The organism is Paenibacillus sp. AN1007 (assembly GCF_040702995.1).
Taxonomy (GTDB): domain Bacteria; phylum Bacillota; class Bacilli; order Paenibacillales; family Paenibacillaceae; genus Paenibacillus.
In genome coordinates, this window is sequence record NZ_CP159992.1 from 2,102,014 (window position 1) to 2,118,517 (window position 16,504).

The following is a 16,504-nucleotide window of genomic DNA, read 5'->3' on the forward strand; positions in this document are numbered from 1 at the left end:
CATCCGGCGCCTGATCTGGTGTCTCGGTATACATGTATGAATTCAAATGTGAACTGTCAATGTTTAAGGAGGAAATGAAGCAAATGGCACAATTGAACATGAAAGAAGCAATTCGTGATGCGCTTCGCGTGGAGCTGAAACGTGATCCTAACGTTCTGCTTTTCGGTGAAGACGTAGGTAATGTAGGCGGCGTTTTCCGTGTAACGGAAGGCTTGCAAAAAGAGTTTGGCGAAGAGCGTGTATTTGATACACCGCTGGCTGAATCCGCAATCGGCGGTTTGGCTGTAGGTTTGGGTATTCAAGGCTTCCGTCCGGTAGCTGAGATTCAATTCGTTGGTTTTATCTTCGAAGCCCTTGACCAAATGGTCGTTCAAGCTGCTCGTATGCGTTTCCGCTCTGGCGGTAAGTATAATTCTCCAATCGTATTCCGTACACCATTCGGTGGCGGCGTTAAAGCGGCAGAACTGCACACAGACTCTCTGGAAGGTTTGCTCACGCAAACTCCGGGTATTAAAGTGGTAGTTCCTTCTAACCCTTACGATGCAAAAGGTCTGATGATCGCTTCCATTCGCGACAACGATCCAGTATTCTTCATGGAACACTTGAACCTGTACCACGCATTCCGTGCAGAAGTGCCTGAAGAAGATTATGTTGTTGAATTGGGTAAAGCGAACGTTGTTCGTGAAGGTTCTGATGTTACTATCATTACTTACGGTATGATGGTTCATACTTCTGTAAAAGCTGCAGAAGAGCTTGAAAAACAAGGTGTTAAAGTTGAAGTTATCGACCTTCGTACGATCAGCCCGATCGATATCGATACAGTTGTTGCTTCTGTTAAGAAAACAAACCGTGCAATTGTTGTACAAGAAGCACAAAAGAGCGCAGGTGTTGCTGCTGAAGTCATTGCACAAATCAATGAAAAAGCAATCCTGCACTTGGAAGCACCGGTACTGCGTGTAGCTGGTCCGGATACGGTATATCCTTTTGCACAAATCGAAGATACATGGCTGCCTAACCCGGCACGTATCGTTGCTGCGGTTAACAAAGTTATGAACTTCTAATTCGATCATCTGACATGCCGCAAGGCGCAGTATGGTGATTCACATCGCAGCGCACGCTGCACTGTAAACAGCCATTAGCCCCTTGATTGACAGTTATTTGCACTCGCAGTAACAGTTAGTTTTTGGAGCTAAGGGTTGTTTTCAGGATTGAGCAAATAATCAAGGAGGTTTTTCAGTTGGCTAAATTTGAATATAAATTCCCTGAACTGGGCGAAGGCCTTCACGAAGGCGAAATCATCAAGATGCACATCAAAGTTGGGGATAAAGTAACTGACGACGATATCATCATGGAAGTACAGAACGACAAAGCGGTTGTTGAAGTTCCTTGTCCGGTAAACGGAACTGTAACTGAAGTTTTCGCTAAAGACGGTCAAATCTGCCACGTTGGTGAAGTTGTAGCAGTTATCGATGCAGAAGGCGAACTGCCTGAGCAAGACGACGCTCCTGCTGAAGACCAAGGTGCACAAGAGAAAGACGCAGCGCAAGGCGGAGCAGACACTAGCGGTTCTTCTGCAGCAGCTTCAAGCTCCAATGCAGCTCAAGAAGGCGGCAGCAACAGCGTTCCTGCAGTTCCTGCAAAAGACGTTTTGGCTACGCCAAGCGTTCGCAAGTTTGCTCGTGAGCAGGGTGTAGACATCGCTCAGGTTAACGGCACTGGTAACAACGGTAAAGTAACCAAAGAAGATGTGGAATCCTTCAAAAATGGTGGCGGTTCTTCCGCAGCGGCATCTTCCGAAGCTCCGGCTCAAGAAGAGAAAAAATCCGCAGCACCTGCAGCTGCAGCAGCTGATCAACGCCTTGAAGAAGAGCGCGTACCATTCAAAGGTATCCGTAAAGCGATCTCCAATGCAATGGTTAAATCAGCTTACACTGCACCGCACGTTACAATCATGGACGAAGTGGACGTAACTGAATTGGTTGCATTCCGTACTCGCATGAAACCAATTGCAGAGAAAAAAGGTACAAAAGTTACTTACCTGCCATTCATCGTTAAAGCATTGGTTGCTGCTTCCCGTCAATTCCCGGCGTTGAACGCAATGATTGATGAAGAAGCAAATGAAATTGTGTACAAAAAATACTACAACATCGGTATCGCTACAGATACAGACAACGGCCTGATCGTTCCTGTAATCAAAGATGCTGATCGCAAATCCATCTGGATGATCGCTGATTCCATCCGTGATCTGGCAGCTCGTGGACGCGATGGTAAACTGAGCGCGAACGAAATGAAAGGAAGCACGATCTCCATCAGTAACATCGGTTCTGCTGGCGGTATGTTCTTCACTCCGATCATCAACTTCCCAGAAGTTGCAATCTTGGGTACAGGACGCATCAGTGAAAAAGCGGTTATCAAAAACGGCGAAGTTGTTGCAGCACCTGTAATGGCATTGTCCTTGAGTTTCGACCACCGTATCATCGATGGCGCAACAGCACAAAACTTTATGAATTACATTAAACAGCTGCTCGCTAACCCTGAGCTGCTTGTTATGGAGGTGTAAGATATGGTAGTAGGCGACGCTTCTCTCAATATCGACACATTAGTAATTGGTGCAGGACCTGGCGGCTATGTAGCTGCCATCCGCGCTGCACAACTGGGCCAAAGCGTATTGATCGTAGACAAATCCGAACTGGGCGGCGTATGTTTGAACCGTGGATGTATCCCATCCAAAGCTCTGATCTCTGCTGCACATCAATATGAGTCTGCTCTTCACGGCGATGCTTTCGGTATCTCCGCTGAGAACGTAAAAGTAGACTTTGCTAAAACTCAAGAATTCAAAAACGGCGTTGTTAAGAAAATGACTGGCGGCGTAGCTGGTTTGCTCAAAGGCAACAAAGTTGAAGTTTTCAACGGTGAGTGCATGTTCATCAACGAAAACGAAGCTCGTGTATTTAACGATCACGAATCACCACGTTACAAGTTCAAAAATGCAATCATTGCAACAGGTTCCCGTCCAATCGAACTGAAACCTTTCCCGTTTGGCGGACGCATTCTGTCTTCCACAGAAGCATTGAACCTGCCTGAAGTACCAAAAAGCATGATCGTAATCGGTGGCGGTTATATCGGCGCTGAGCTTGGTCAAATGTACTCCAAATTCGGTGCTAAAGTAACAATTATCGAAGGTTTGGATACAGTACTGCCAGGTTTCGATAAAGACATGACCAGCCTTGTAGCTAAAAACATGAAGAAAACAGGCATCGAAATCGTAACGGGTGCAAAAGCGGAAAGCGCTGAGCAAACGGATAAAGATGTAACTGTTAAATATTCTGTAAATGGTGAGTCCAAAGAAGTAACTGCAGATTACCTGCTCGTTACTGTAGGACGTCGTCCTAATACAGACGGAGAACTTGGTTTGGACATGATCGGTGTTGACGTTGACGAGCGTGGTTTCGTTAAAGTTGACCACCAAGGTCGCACAAGCATTCCACACATCTTCGCAATCGGTGATATCGTATCTGGTCTGGCTCTGGCACACAAAGCTTCTTATGAAGGTAAAGTGGCTGCAGAAGCAATTGCTGGACAACCATCTGTAGTAGACTACAAATGTATGCCAGCTGTTGTCTTCACAGATCCTGAGTGCTCCAGCGTAGGTTATACGGAGAAAGAAGCTAAAGAAAAAGGTTACAAAGTAAAAGCAGGTAAATTCCCTTATGCGGGTAACGGCCGTGCTGTATCTTTGAACCATGCTGAAGGCTTCGTGAAAATCGTTGCTGACGAAGAGAGCGGTCTTGTACTGGGCTGCCAAATCGTGGGTCTGGAAGCTTCCAACTTGATTGCTGAGCTTGGTCTTGCGATCGAAATGGGCGCAACATTGGAAGATCTGGCGCTGACTATTCACGCTCACCCTACATTGGGCGAAATCGTGATGGAAGCAGCGGAACTGGTAATGGGTCACCCGATCCACATCATCTCCCGCTAAGATCATCAAAGCATCGGATTCGTCCGGCATTATATGTAATTTCAAAAGAGGCGAATAGCGCAATAGTGCTGTTCGTCTCTTTTTTGATATGTTTTAATTGGGTTAGAGTGGGGTTTGATGATAGATTGCTGTGGCGCTCCTCAGGTTTGAACAGGTTTCTAGTCTCTTGCCATCATGAGCAGTATTTATGGTAAACTAATAAAATGATCAGACTCAAGAAGTCTGCGGCCCAGTCGGGTATGAGTGTGCAACATATATAGAGATGCGAGGAGATACCACAATGAAAAATTATCTCGATTTATTACAAGATATATTGGATAACGGCGTGCACAAAGGCGATCGTACCGGAACAGGAACACAATCCGTGTTTGGCAGACAGCTTCGCTATGACTTGTCCAACGGATTTCCGTTAGTTACGACGAAACGAATTCACCTGAAATCGGTCATTCACGAATTGCTTTGGTTTTTGAGCGGTGATACGAATATTGCCTATTTGAAAGAAAACGGAGTGAAGATCTGGGATGACTGGGCGGATGAGAACGGTGATCTTGGACCGGTGTACGGTTCACAATGGCGTACATGGGAAGCGCCGAACGGGGAAAAAATAGATCAGATCGCAGCTGTTGTTGATTCTATTAAAAATAATCCGGATTCCCGTCGTCACTTGGTGAGTGCGTGGAATGTAGCGGAGATTAACAACATGAAATTACCACCTTGTCATTTCGCGTTTCAGTTTTATGTGGCTGAGGGTAAATTATCCTGTATGCTGACGATGCGTTCCGTGGATACGTTCCTCGGTTTGCCATTTAACATTGCCAGTTATGCGCTTCTGACTCATATGATTGCACAGCAGTGTGATCTGGAAGTGGGTGACTTCATTTGGTCTGGTGGAGATGTACACATCTACTCCAATCATGTGGAGCAGGTGAAAACACAGCTGGAACGGGAACCTTTTGCTCTACCTAAATTGGTGATTAAACGTAAGCCTGATTCCATTTTTGATTACAAGTTCGAAGATTTTGAATTTGAAAATTATGAGCACCATCCAGGGATCAAAGCTCCAATTGCAGTTTAATCATTATGTGCGAGAGCGATTATCCGTGAAGGGTGAGAATCAAGCAGTGATGGTGTGACGGATTCAAATGAAAGGGGTGTGCAGGTTTTGAGTATTGAACTAGTATGGGCCATGGGAGAGAATGGCGTGATCGGACATAACAACGCTCTTCCTTGGCGATTGCCAAAAGATATGGCTTTCTTCAAGCAGCAAACGATAAACAAAACGATTATTATGGGACGTAATACGTGGGAGTCGTTTGGGGGTAAGCCCCTTCCTCAGCGTCGTAACATTGTTGTAACCCGGGACTTGAACTACAGAGCGGAACAGGCGGAGATCGTACATACGATCGAAGAAGGACTGAAGGCAGCTCAGGGTGAAGAGCTTTGCGTAATTGGAGGTTCTCAGGTGTACCGGGAGTTTTTGCCGTTTGCAGATCGGCTCGTCGTAACCAAAATTCATGAGCAGTTCGAGGGAGATACGTTTTTTCCCGAAGTGGATTGGTCAGAATGGGAACTGAAAAAGAAAATCGAAGGTGAGCAGGACGAGAAGAATATATATCCTTTCACATTTGAATTCTACGAGCGAAAAAAGTAAATTTGGACAGAAAATAGTAATTTGTATTAGATTGAAAGGACATCCTTTGCGAGTGTACTCGTGAACGATGTCTTTTCTTGTTTGTATGAGATGGGAATGCAACAGGGGTATACATATAACATGTATGTAACACATGATTTGGATAATACTGCATGAAATTGAGGGGATCATTCTAAGCGAAATGGTCAAATAGTCTAAAAGCTGTCGGGATTCAACGTTGTGAAGCTTTAAATTAACCTTGTTTTACGGGTATAGGCAGCATTTTTACTAAAAACTTTGGTTTTAATGATAATTTATCTAACATTTATGTGACGTTATTTTGGTTTTTATTCGTATCTTTCGTCTGGAAGCAGGCGGCATGTTGTGATTTAAGACCAAATTTAAGCTATTGACCACACGTTATAGTGAACGATATGATGTATAAAATACAAATAATTATGCGGATAATCCATTTAATATTCACCGTCGTAAATGCTACTATAATTGAAATATCTTTGAGTAGATTTTGTGTTACAATAGACAAACAAAAACTCAGGTAAAAAGAGTAATCCATTTCATATAGAGCCATGCGCATGAAGGGATTAAGACAAGAACGGATGGGGGAAACGTAAGATGTCTACACCTACTGGATTTATGGAATATAAGCGGCAGCTCCCTGCCGATCGAGAGCCGGCGGAGCGCATCAAGGATTGGGAAGAGTTTCATAAACATATGGCTGAGGAAGAGCTCAGAACACAAGGTGCACGATGTATGGATTGCGGTACCCCTTATTGCCATACAGGAATAGATATGACTGGTGGTACGTCAGGCTGCCCGGTTCATAACCTGATTCCGGAATGGAATAATCTCGTCTATCGCGGTTTGTGGAAGGAAGCGCTGGAGCGCCTTCACAAAACGAATAACTTCCCGGAGTTCACAGGCCGCATCTGTCCAGCGCCTTGTGAAGGATCATGTACCGTAGGGCTTATTGGTCAGCCTGTAACGATCAAAACGATTGAGGAAGCGATTATTGAAAAAGGATTCGAAGAAGGCTGGGTAGTTCCGCAGCCACCGGAGAAACGCACAGGCAGACGTGTAGCTGTAGTTGGTTCAGGTCCGGCGGGACTTGCAGCAGCAGCTCAATTGAACAAAGCAGGACATACGGTAACGGTGTATGAACGCTCTGATCGCGTCGGCGGATTGCTGATGTACGGAATTCCAACGATGAAGCTGGATAAAAAAGTGGTGCAGCGCCGTGTAGATCTGCTGGAAGCCGAAGGTATCCAGTTTATTACGAATACAGAGATCGGAAAAGATATCCCGGCTCAGCAGCTTGTTGACGAATATGATGCTGTTGTTCTGTGCGGCGGCGCAACTAAACCGCGTGAGTTCAACATTGAAGGTGCAGATCTGAACGGGGTGCACTATGCAATGGATTTTCTGAATGGAAGTATCAAAAGTTATCTGGACTCCAACCTGGAGGATGGAAACTATATTTCTGCGCAGAATAAAGATGTAATCGTAATCGGGGGCGGAGACACGGGTTCTGACTGTGTTGCGACGTCGCTGCGCCACGGCTGCCGTACGATTACGCAATTCGGTACCCATACTCAAGCGCCGCTGGAACGTGACCGTATTAATAACCCTTGGCCGCAATTCCCGAACGTATATACACTGGATTATGCACAAGAAGAAGCCAAAGCATTGTTTGGTCAAGATCCGCGTGAATTTTCCATTATGACGACCAAATTTGTGGGTGATGACGAGGGCAATCTCAAAGAACTGCATACGATTCAGATCGAGCGTATTGTAGATGAGACAGGCCGCAAAATTTATCAGCCAATCCCGGGTACTGAGCGAGTATTCCCTGCTCAGATGGCGATGATTGCGATTGGTTTCGACGGACCGGAGCAAACGCTGGTTGAGCAGCTGGGACTTGAAACAGATCGCCGCACAAACGTGAAAGCACGTTATGGCAAATATAACACGAACGTGGATAAAGTATTTGCCGCAGGTGATATGCGTCGTGGTCAAAGTCTGGTCGTATGGGCTATCAATGAAGGCCGCGAAGCCGCTCGTGAAGTGGATAAATATTTGATGGGTGCAACAGTTCTGGCTTAGGCCTATTGAACGAATGATGCAGCCCAACGTATTCTCTACTGCCATTATTTTGTTTATATGATGAAATGTTAACTCCATAAATAAAGTGAACTGATAACCCTCACAGATGTGAGGGTTATTTGCTGTGCTTTTTTCAAAATGAATCACGTTAACACTCTTAAAGTGTTCCATTATATGTGAAATTGTGATTGAAAGCATTGCTTTTTATACGATAAAGACTTATTATTAGATTATAATTATTATAAATAAGAAGAAGTAATGATATCGACGCAAATCGAACTTTAATACAAAACGGAGTAATGAATACGATCTGAGTATATTAATGAAGATACGTTTAAGTAAAGATAAGTATGAAATTTTAACGGAGGTGCACCCGCATGGCAGGTAACCGGGACAAGTCCATTTCAGAGCAAATTCAACAAATAAAAAACCAATTGGTTGATAAAGGATATAAGTTAACCCAGCAGCGTGAAGTAACAGTACGTGTGCTGCTTGAGCATGAGAAAGATCATTTCAGCGCGGAAGAAGTATTTTTGCTGGTCAAAGAAAAATTTCCGGAAATTGGACTGGCAACCGTATATCGTACGTTGGAACTGTTAAGTGATCTTCAAGTGGTTGAGAAAATCAACTTTGGTGATGGAGCTGCTCGCTTTGATCTGCGGAGCACCGACGGCTCCCATCACCATCACCACTTGATCTGCACGGAATGCGGAAGCGTAGAAGAGATTATGGAAGACGGGCTGCTCCGTTTGGAACAGCAGGTACTGCGTCAGTACGGATTTGCTGTTACCGATCACCGGCTTGATTTTCAAGGTGTATGCAGAGAATGCAGAGCAAAACAGCAGCTGGATGAGCAGGCCGTTGGTTAATTCAAGCCGGGTAGGTGCTCTTGAATCCAAAATCTGATATAATAAGTTTCAGAAGCAAGGGGCTTCCGTCGGCGGAAGGCCCCTTTTTGCCGTCATACGAGGCGGTGAAGGAGGAGAGATGGACGGATGAAGACACTGGTTATCGCGGAGAAACCCGACATGGGTAGAACCATTGCCGCCGTCATAGAACCAAAAGCCAAAAATAATCGCACGTATTTGGAGGGTGAGCATTATATTATCACCTGGGCGATTGGGCATTTGCTTGGATTGGCTGAACCGGATGCCTATGATTCGAAATACAAGCGGTGGAACATTGCGGACCTGCCGATTATCCCGGATCAGTTCAAAATCGTACCGAATCCGCGGACCAAAGACCAACTCAAAATCATTGGAGATTTAGCGAAGCGGGCTTCGGCGATTGTTAACGCTTGTGATGCCGGGCGGGAGGGGCAGTATATTTTTGCCCTTATACAGCAGCAGTTAAAACTGCGTCAGCCTGTAAAACGCCTGTGGATATCCGATCTGACGGCAGAGAGTATTCGGCGCGGGTTCGATGGACTTAAAGATGCTGCCGAATTCGAGAATCTGACGCATGCTGCCCGTGCACGAAGTGAGGCGGATTGGCTGATTGGCATGAATGCATCCCGGGCGTTTACAACAAGACACAATGCGCTTTTGTCAGTGGGCCGTGTGCAGACACCTGTACTGGCGCTAATTTATGATCGCGAGATGGAGATCGAGGCTTTTCAGTCCCAAACGTTCTATGAAGTCGCGGCCTGGTTCAGGCAGGAAGGTGTAGAATACCGCGGGGTGCGTCAGGGGGACAAACTCACGGATGCAGAAGCAGCCGAAGCGATTGCATCAAGTGTAAAGGGGAAGACAGGGCAGATTATCAAATATGAAGCCAAACAAACGAAAGACTATCCCTACAGGCTGTATGATCTCACTCTTCTACAGCGTGAGGCGAATGCAAAGTACGGTTACGGAGCTAAAAAAACGTTGGACATCGCGCAGGCTTTATATGAAAAACATAAAGTAATCTCTTACCCGCGTACCAATTCCAACTATGTAACCGAACAGAACATCGAAGGTATGCACAAAACGCTGAACTTACTCAAAAATGGAACGTACAGCGAGCTTGCTTTGGGAGCCAAACCAGAACTGGTGCATAAAAACAATAAAGGGGTATGCAATCCGAGCAGGGTAGAGGATCACCACGCGATCCTGCCCACTCTGAAACGGCCAGGCACACTATCCAAGGATGAGCAGAACATCTACGATTTGATTGTGCGGCGTTTCTTGTCCCATTTCTATCCTCCGGCTGAATACAAGCAGCATACGGTGTTGACGGAAGTTGAAAAACACCAGTTCAAAACGTCCGTTAAGGAATTGTTATCGATCGGTTGGAAAGTGGTGCTGGGTGCAAATGAGACGGAGCAGAGCGCTTCGGGCAGGAAAAAAAGCAAGAAAAACAACAATGAAGAAGAGGATGCGGAGGAATGGACAGACAAAGCATTTGCTGTTCAGCCAGACCTGCCTGTTCAATGTACGAAGAGTGAGTTCAAAGAGAAAGCAACCCAGCCTCCGAAGAGTTACACCGAAGGAACGCTTCTCAAGGCAATGGAGAGCGCAGGGAAGCAGATTGAGAATGAAGAGCTTCGTGATGCGATGAAAGACAGCGGACTAGGAACACCGGCTACACGCGCAGCTACGATTGAACGTCTCAAAAACGTAGGTTATATCACTATGCAGGGCAAGAAAATGCAATTGACACTCAAAGGCCGAACAGCGATTGAACTCATTCGTCGTGCTGGAGTAGACCTGCTGACTTCGCCTGAGATGACCGGGCAGTGGGAACGCAGATTATATCAAATTTCCAAAGGTGAAGCTGGACAGGACAAGTTCATGGAAAACGTCAAGAAATTCACGCTGTCTATTATTGAAAAGGTTCGTGTGCAGGCTCCTGCTGCTGCCGACGCTTTTGGTGAAGACGCACGGGGAGGCAAAGGTAGAGGGAAAGGCAGAGCGGCCCGCAGCCAAGCAGGCAGTTCTCCTGCCGGTGGTACCAGAACGACCAAGCCATCCGCTGCAAATGCAGACTCCGGTAAACGTACAACAGCTGAAGCAAATACACGTTCCGGAGCGCGTGAAGTTCTGGCTTCATGTCCTTCACCTGGCTGTAGTGGGCATATTATCGAAGGCAAGAAGGGATATGGCTGCTCCCGTTTCAAAGAAGGTTGTGCTTTCGTGGTCTGGAAAGAATATGCTGGCAAAAAAATAACAAGCACTATGCTGAAATCTTTGATTGAGAAGGGCAGTACGCAGGTTCTCTCGTTCAAACGCAAGGATGGAAGTACGGTGAAAGCACGTATTATTTTGAAGGATGCTGTCACAGGGCAGTTATCCGGCGAGAAACAGGAAGCTTGATTCCAAGCTGTATAAAAAAAGAAACCCTTGTCTCAGGTGAAATGTCCCTTACTTCAGGCACATTTTACAGGAGAGTGGGTTTCTTTATTATAGGAGAACTCTTTTAACCGAGGGTTCTTTTTTGCTTTAGCTGTAGATCCTCATGGATGACTTTGGGGACCTCTTCCAGAGCTGTGATCGTATACATCGAGGTTTCCGGGTTCGGCTGCAGCTCAACAATGTTATACTGCCACTCATTCGGCTGTTTAATATAAATGCTGTGAATGCCTGCGTTCACGGCAGGCATAATGTCTGTGCGAAGAGAATTGCCAATCATCCATGTTGCACGCCGCTCAAACGGTCCTTTGGACAGGATGCCTTCCAATGCTTGTATGTTTTTGTGCTGTCGTATATAGATTCGGTCGTCAAAATAGATCGACAGTTTCATTTGATCAATTTTTCGCTGCTGGATGACCGTTTCCCCGCCAGTATACAAATAGAGAGCGTGCCCGGCGGACTTCAGCTCCTCCAAAGTCTCGACCATATGCGGGTAAGGTTCAACTTCCTGGGTGTAAACACTCATACCCAGTTTGCTCAAGTACGTCTCTTCTTCAGCAGATGTTGCTCGGTTATACTTTTTTGAGAAATATCGATACGTATCAATGAGGGATTGCGGGAAATGATGACTCGCAAAACCCACTTTGTTCACGCCGGTAACATCTATTTCGAGCTGTTTCTCCCGGATCTGCTGTGTGGTCAGAGCATGTCCATCGAACCACTGCTGCATGTTCTCAAAAAATTCTCCCAGCACCAGATTGAAGTATTTGTTGCAGTACACAAGTGTATCATCGAGATCAAATAAAATATGCTGTTTGGTTAAAGCCATCGTTCGCTCACTCCTTGCTGCGCTTACTGCAGGTCATTCACTATCACATCACTTAGATGCGAATGTAGGATTCCAGAAACATGTTCAATTCAGATACGCCATCCGGCCGAATGCTGTATTTTTCTTTGCGGTTGCTTCCCAGTAGATGGGTTCGCAGCAGACCAGCAATGCGAAGGGCCATGACTTGATCCTTCACAGGATCTTCCTCTTTGCCAAGCTCTTCACACATCTCCGCGAGAGATTTTGGTTCATCCGATACATATCTTAACAAACGAAGTCTTTCGGGATCAGCCAAAGCATGTGTGAACCTCAGCAAACACGTTGGCGGCTCATCTTCGCTCTCTTCAGGCGCATCTACAGGATACTGCATAATCATCATGCCCTCATAAAAACAGTACATGTTAATTGGACGGTTATGCACGGTCGGAAATAATATGACTTCGTTCAAACCTGGCATCGGTTCAACGATTACACCTGCAGTCGCATATTCAATTAACAGTTCAGAACCCATCTTTTCAAGCAGAATGCGCTTTTCTTCAGCGTCTTCTTCAAGCCATACGCGGTGATCCTCGCTAATTGTCTGGCAGTAGTGCTGATCCCATAGTCGCAGTAATGGGACGTAGCTGTTCCGAATGCGCGTTGATTCTTCTATAGTAAGTTCAGGCATTAACGGAGATATGCGCGCAAACAGTTCATCAGGTGATAGCCCTGCGAGCATGTCCAAAAAATCCTGGTTCTCTGAAGTTGTATTCTGATAGGCTGCCCAGGCAAACAGGACATCAAAGTCGTCAAAAGGCCAAGCCGCGGCCGGTGCAAGCGCAGCTCGCACGTTGGAACTTAGCTTGCCTTCAACGTCCAGAATCCATTCAGGACCAATGTCCAAATGCTGAATCCACTTTTTCGTTACATAGACCAGAAAGCTGTTTAGCATCTCATATATCGGTGAGACATCAATTTTAACGTGATAAGTCATAATGATGCAGAATCCTCCCGTCACATCTAGATATACACAGCGACTTATGTACTATTATGGCTTGTTTTACCGGGCGTTGTCCACTATAATGTTCAAGTCCGGGGCTGTGCCGCGGTTCAATGGTGCAAGGATACACCTATATAAATGACAGACTAAAGATCGTCAGTGATGGCGATTTTTCTTTGTTTGCGCTTTCAGGAGGAATGAAATACCGTGGGATCTGTATTCAAATTTAAATTATCACCCTCAACCTTAAATTATCTGATTTTAATCACAGTGATCGTGGCAGCGGGGATCAGCCAGGGACTGCTGCTGCCTGTACTGTCGATTTTTCTGGAGCAGCAGGGTGTTTCTCCCGGATTAAACGGGCTGAATGCAGCTGCGCTCTATATTGGCTCGTTTGCGATGACGCTGGCGGCAGAGCGTTTGCTGGGACTGCTGGGGTTTAAAAAGCTGATTGTCGGCGGACTGATTCTCGTTATGCTTCCCTTGATTCTGTTTCCTTATTTTCCTGACATAAAAATCTGGTTTGCGCTGCGGCTAATTGTAGGCATTGGAGACAGTGCATTGCATTATGCTGCCCAGCTGTGGGTACTGCTGGTTACTTCGCCTGAGAAACGAGGACGCTACATATCGCTGTACGGCATGTCTTACGGGCTCGGGTTCAGTATCGGACCTCTCGGCATCAAACTGCTCACATATGGTGATGCCGTCCCTTTCATGGTACTGTTTGCAGGCATGGCGGCTGTGCTTGTTCTGGTGCTGGTGAAACTTCCGGATACCAAGCCAGAAAAGGCAGAACATGGTCAGCTGCCTGAACGGCGCTTCCGCCGCAGTTTCGCTTGGGCGTGGTATGCACTGATGCCCGCCCTTTTATACGGGTATATGGAAGCAGGCATGAACAGCAATTTTCCGGTTTACGGGCTTCGAATCGGATATAATGCAGATCAGATTGCTTCACTGCTTCCTTTTATAGGGATCGGAGGATTGTTCCTTCAGCTTCCGCTTGGCATGTTAAGTGACCGATATGGCCGAAAAAAAATTCTCATGACAGCCGGGATTGGAGGAGGTCTTGCCTTTATGCTGGTTCCCTTCGCGGGAACAAATTTTGGGCTGACACTTGTGCTGCTGCTCGCTGCGGGTGGCCTTGTTGGCTCCTTCTTCTCACTTGGGCTGGCTTATGCTGCAGATATTTTACCGAAAGTACTGCTGCCTGCAGCGAATGTGGTTGCTTCCTTTCATTTTACAATCGGAAGCATTATCGCACCCAATCTTGGGGGACAGTTAATCAACTGGGTGTCACCCGGAAGCATGTTTACGATGCTGGGCTGCATGTATTTTATTTTTGGCATCACAGGTGTATTATTTCGGCGTAAACGGGAAGCGGAATTTGTGTTAAAATAGAAGCTGGTGTTCGCATGGAAATTGATGTCCATTTCCGAGTACACTAGTAGTAGGGAAAAACATGGACAAGAGGAGACATCGCGATGATCAGAGTGGAGAACTTAAGCAAATCCGTTGGAGCGGATCGTATTCCGGTTCTGCGTGATATTCGTTTTGATATGCAGCAGGGAGAGATGATTGCGGTTGTCGGCTCCAGCGGGAGCGGTAAGAGCATGCTGCTGAAATGTTTGGCGTTGAAGGAGAAGTGGGATTCAGGACGGTTTACCGTTGAAGGCACTGATATTTTGAAGGAAGGCTGGTCCGGTAAACAGAAAATCAGGCGTGAATGGGCATACCTGGAACAGAATCCGCAGCTGTATCCTAGACGCACAGCACTGAAAAATGTGCTTATTGGACGATTTGGCCAGACACCATTATGGAGAATGGCAACGGGCATGGTACGCTCAGATGATTACATGGGGGCAATGGATCACCTCGAAAGTCTAGGTTTGCTGGATAAGGCTCATCAGCTTGCTGAAAAAATGAGTGGTGGCGAAAAACAGCGTGTAGCTATCGCAAGAGCACTGGCTCATGGCGCCAAAGTAGTCCTGGCGGACGAACCTGTCATCGGACTGGACCCTCATACGGCTGATGCTGTTCTGGAAACGCTTCGTAAGTTGTGTGAAGAGGAACGAGCGACGGTGATTGCCGTACTGCCGATTGAACTCGCCGAAAAACATGCTTCGCGAATCTGGGGAATCGCGGAAGGCAGTATTGTTTTTGACATAAGAGGACGGAGATTGACGCAGCAGGAAAAAAATTTGATTTGAGATTTTAAACATAATGAATGATGCCTAATAAGAAGCTTGTGGAGAGTGCTTGATCGATTAAGAATAAACGGCTGGAGAATGCTTAATGAAATGAGTGATATGAGGTTGTTTAATGAAAAGAGTGATGGGATTGTTTAATTCGCGATGGGGGCGCTGCGTAGCGGCAGGGACGACGGCTGTACTGCTTGGAACCATGCTGAGCGGATGTACGTTTATCAGCGATCCCAAGCTTCTGATGAAGCCGCCGATGATGTCTACAGACAAGGAAAAGCTGTATAACATTGTGCAAAAGGAAACACCGCCTGAAAGTAAATTGATTCGGCCCAAAGATATGAGCAACACGAGTATGATCCGGGTGGAAGACCTGAATGGAGACGGCATTCGCGAGGCAAGTGTCTTTTACGAGACACCAAATGAAAATGTGCGCATCCATGGCATGATTCTGGAAGAGCAGGGCGGTTCCTGGGTCAAAAAACTAACATTCGATGTGCCGGGCAATGAGCTGGAATCGTTCAAGGTTATGGATATTACGAATGACGGTAATCCGGACATTGTTGTCGGGGTCAGTCTGCAGGATCAAAAAGCTCTGACTGCTTATTCATACAAGGGCGGCGTATTGGAACAAGTGCTGGGCGGCGTACCTTATAATCAGGTTATCATTGATGATATGAAGGGGAATGCGCTGGATTTAAGCGGAGACGGCAAAAGTGATTTCGTCGTCGTTTCGCTGAATGGTAGCGGATTTGCAACCATTGCGCTGTATCAGTACCAGGATGACAGCTTCAAGGAAATGGATCGTGTCGTTACAGATTATACTGTCAAAGAAGTGTACAACGCACTTGGCGGTGAGATCGCCGAAGGAAAAATGGGGATAGTGCTTGACGCGGATCTCGACGACCGAAGTTCCTTCACGCAAATGATGTATGTGAAAGACAATAAACTCGTCAGCGCTTTTAAATCGCCAGATCAAACGTACAGAGATGACAAAATTTTAAGCGGTGATGTGAATAATGATGGTATTATTGAGTTTGGATTAAAGGAAACGCCAAAAGGCTGGGAGCATTACGTATTTGATTCGCGCATGTGGTTTTATACGTTTTACCAGTGGGACGGTAAAGAAGGCAAGAAGTTTGTTTCGTTCCAGTTCCGGGATGACGCAGATTTGTTCCATCTAAACTTAAAGCCTGAATGGTATGGCAAAATCACGATCGATACCAAATCGGAGAAGGAAAAGTATATCCGATTCAAAATGATCAAAACCGATGAAACCGTGGCGGAGATCAAATATTTTACGTTTTCTCAGTGGGATCTTGAAAAGGGGAAGAGCTGGAAGGAGATTACTCGAACGAAAGATCGGGTCATTGCATCGCGTGTCGCACAGTCGGAGGCGGGCAATGCATTAAGCAAAAACTTCTCAGCTGAATAGA

At 46.2% G+C, this 16,504-nt stretch carries 13 protein-coding genes; 11 read left to right on the forward strand and 2 right to left on the reverse strand.

The features are described 5' to 3' along the window. The first annotated feature begins 83 nt into the window (after window positions 1–83). The 8 genes from ABXS70_RS09600 to ABXS70_RS09635 all read left to right on the forward strand — a co-directional run bounded on the left by ABXS70_RS09600 (window position 84) and on the right by ABXS70_RS09635 (window position 11,026). Window positions 84–1,061 (forward strand): alpha-ketoacid dehydrogenase subunit beta, encoded by a 978-nt coding sequence (locus tag ABXS70_RS09600; protein WP_366295491.1) that lies wholly within the window; start codon window positions 84–86, stop codon window positions 1,059–1,061. Window positions 1,062–1,237: 176 nt separating this feature from the next. After that, entirely contained in the window at window positions 1,238–2,560 is a 1,323-nt protein-coding gene (locus tag ABXS70_RS09605; protein ID WP_342551429.1) for a dihydrolipoamide acetyltransferase family protein, read from the forward strand. A 3-nt stretch (window positions 2,561–2,563) separates the two neighbouring features. Next, window positions 2,564–3,979, forward strand: a complete 1,416-nt coding sequence (gene lpdA, locus ABXS70_RS09610; RefSeq protein WP_145331519.1) for a dihydrolipoyl dehydrogenase — start codon at window positions 2,564–2,566, stop codon at window positions 3,977–3,979. Between the two features lie 280 nt (window positions 3,980–4,259). Continuing rightward, window positions 4,260–5,054, forward strand: coding sequence for a thymidylate synthase (thyA, locus tag ABXS70_RS09615; RefSeq protein WP_342551428.1), 795 nt, complete (start codon window positions 4,260–4,262; stop codon window positions 5,052–5,054). Between the two features lie 87 nt (window positions 5,055–5,141). Continuing rightward, complete coding sequence (locus ABXS70_RS09620; RefSeq protein ID WP_342551427.1) at window positions 5,142–5,630, forward strand: dihydrofolate reductase; 489 nt, start codon at window positions 5,142–5,144, stop codon at window positions 5,628–5,630. A gap of 612 nt (window positions 5,631–6,242) precedes the next feature. Next, on the forward strand, window positions 6,243–7,730 hold the full coding sequence (locus tag ABXS70_RS09625; RefSeq protein ID WP_342551426.1) for a glutamate synthase subunit beta: 1,488 nt from the start codon (window positions 6,243–6,245) through the stop codon (window positions 7,728–7,730). Between the two features lie 401 nt (window positions 7,731–8,131). Then, the gene (locus tag ABXS70_RS09630; RefSeq protein ID WP_342556364.1) at window positions 8,132–8,599 is read left to right on the forward strand and encodes a Fur family transcriptional regulator; all 468 of its coding nucleotides are present in this window, start codon (window positions 8,132–8,134) and stop codon (window positions 8,597–8,599) included. Between the two features lie 126 nt (window positions 8,600–8,725). Then, on the forward strand, window positions 8,726–11,026 hold the full coding sequence (locus ABXS70_RS09635; protein ID WP_342551425.1) for a DNA topoisomerase 3: 2,301 nt from the start codon (window positions 8,726–8,728) through the stop codon (window positions 11,024–11,026). A 103-nt stretch (window positions 11,027–11,129) separates the two neighbouring features. On the opposite strand, the gene ABXS70_RS09640 is transcribed toward ABXS70_RS09635, so the two are convergent. Beyond that, window positions 11,130–11,891: an HAD family hydrolase gene (locus ABXS70_RS09640; RefSeq protein WP_342551424.1), complete on the reverse strand. Its 762-nt coding sequence runs from the start codon at window positions 11,889–11,891 to the stop codon at window positions 11,130–11,132. Window positions 11,892–11,943: 52 nt separating this feature from the next. Beyond that, window positions 11,944–12,864, reverse strand: a complete 921-nt coding sequence (locus ABXS70_RS09645) for an ArsR family transcriptional regulator (protein ID WP_342551423.1) — start codon at window positions 12,862–12,864, stop codon at window positions 11,944–11,946. 213 nt (window positions 12,865–13,077) lie between these two features. On the opposite strand from ABXS70_RS09645, the gene ABXS70_RS09650 reads away from it, so the two are divergent. From ABXS70_RS09650 to ABXS70_RS09660, 3 genes are all read left to right on the forward strand, one after another. Beyond that, the gene (locus ABXS70_RS09650) at window positions 13,078–14,268 is read left to right on the forward strand and encodes an MFS transporter (protein WP_342551422.1); all 1,191 of its coding nucleotides are present in this window, start codon (window positions 13,078–13,080) and stop codon (window positions 14,266–14,268) included. A gap of 83 nt (window positions 14,269–14,351) precedes the next feature. Next, window positions 14,352–15,077 (forward strand): ATP-binding cassette domain-containing protein, encoded by a 726-nt coding sequence (locus ABXS70_RS09655; RefSeq protein WP_342551421.1) that lies wholly within the window; start codon window positions 14,352–14,354, stop codon window positions 15,075–15,077. 112 nt (window positions 15,078–15,189) lie between these two features. Continuing rightward, window positions 15,190–16,503 carry a hypothetical protein gene (locus ABXS70_RS09660; RefSeq protein ID WP_342551420.1) on the forward strand — a complete coding sequence of 438 codons (1,314 nt, stop codon included), beginning with the start codon at window positions 15,190–15,192 and terminating at the stop codon, window positions 16,501–16,503. The last annotated feature ends 1 nt before the right edge of the window (window position 16,504 follow it).

What these genes read in the sequence shown, in the direction of transcription:
- ABXS70_RS09600 (WP_366295491.1), top strand. Translation starts at nt 84, where the DNA reads ATGGCACAATTGAACATGAAAGAAGCAATTCGTGATGCGCTTCGCGTG.
- lpdA (WP_145331519.1), top strand. Translation starts at nt 2,564, where the DNA reads ATGGTAGTAGGCGACGCTTCTCTCAATATCGACACATTAGTAATTGGT.
- thyA (WP_342551428.1), top strand. Translation starts at nt 4,260, where the DNA reads ATGAAAAATTATCTCGATTTATTACAAGATATATTGGATAACGGCGTG.
- ABXS70_RS09625 (WP_342551426.1), top strand. Translation starts at nt 6,243, where the DNA reads ATGTCTACACCTACTGGATTTATGGAATATAAGCGGCAGCTCCCTGCC.
- ABXS70_RS09635 (WP_342551425.1), top strand. Translation starts at nt 8,726, where the DNA reads ATGAAGACACTGGTTATCGCGGAGAAACCCGACATGGGTAGAACCATT.
- ABXS70_RS09640 (WP_342551424.1), bottom strand. Translation starts at nt 11,891, where the DNA reads ATGGCTTTAACCAAACAGCATATTTTATTTGATCTCGATGATACACTT.
- ABXS70_RS09645 (WP_342551423.1), bottom strand. Translation starts at nt 12,864, where the DNA reads ATGACTTATCACGTTAAAATTGATGTCTCACCGATATATGAGATGCTA.
- ABXS70_RS09655 (WP_342551421.1), top strand. Translation starts at nt 14,352, where the DNA reads ATGATCAGAGTGGAGAACTTAAGCAAATCCGTTGGAGCGGATCGTATT.
- ABXS70_RS09660 (WP_342551420.1), top strand. Translation starts at nt 15,190, where the DNA reads ATGAAAAGAGTGATGGGATTGTTTAATTCGCGATGGGGGCGCTGCGTA.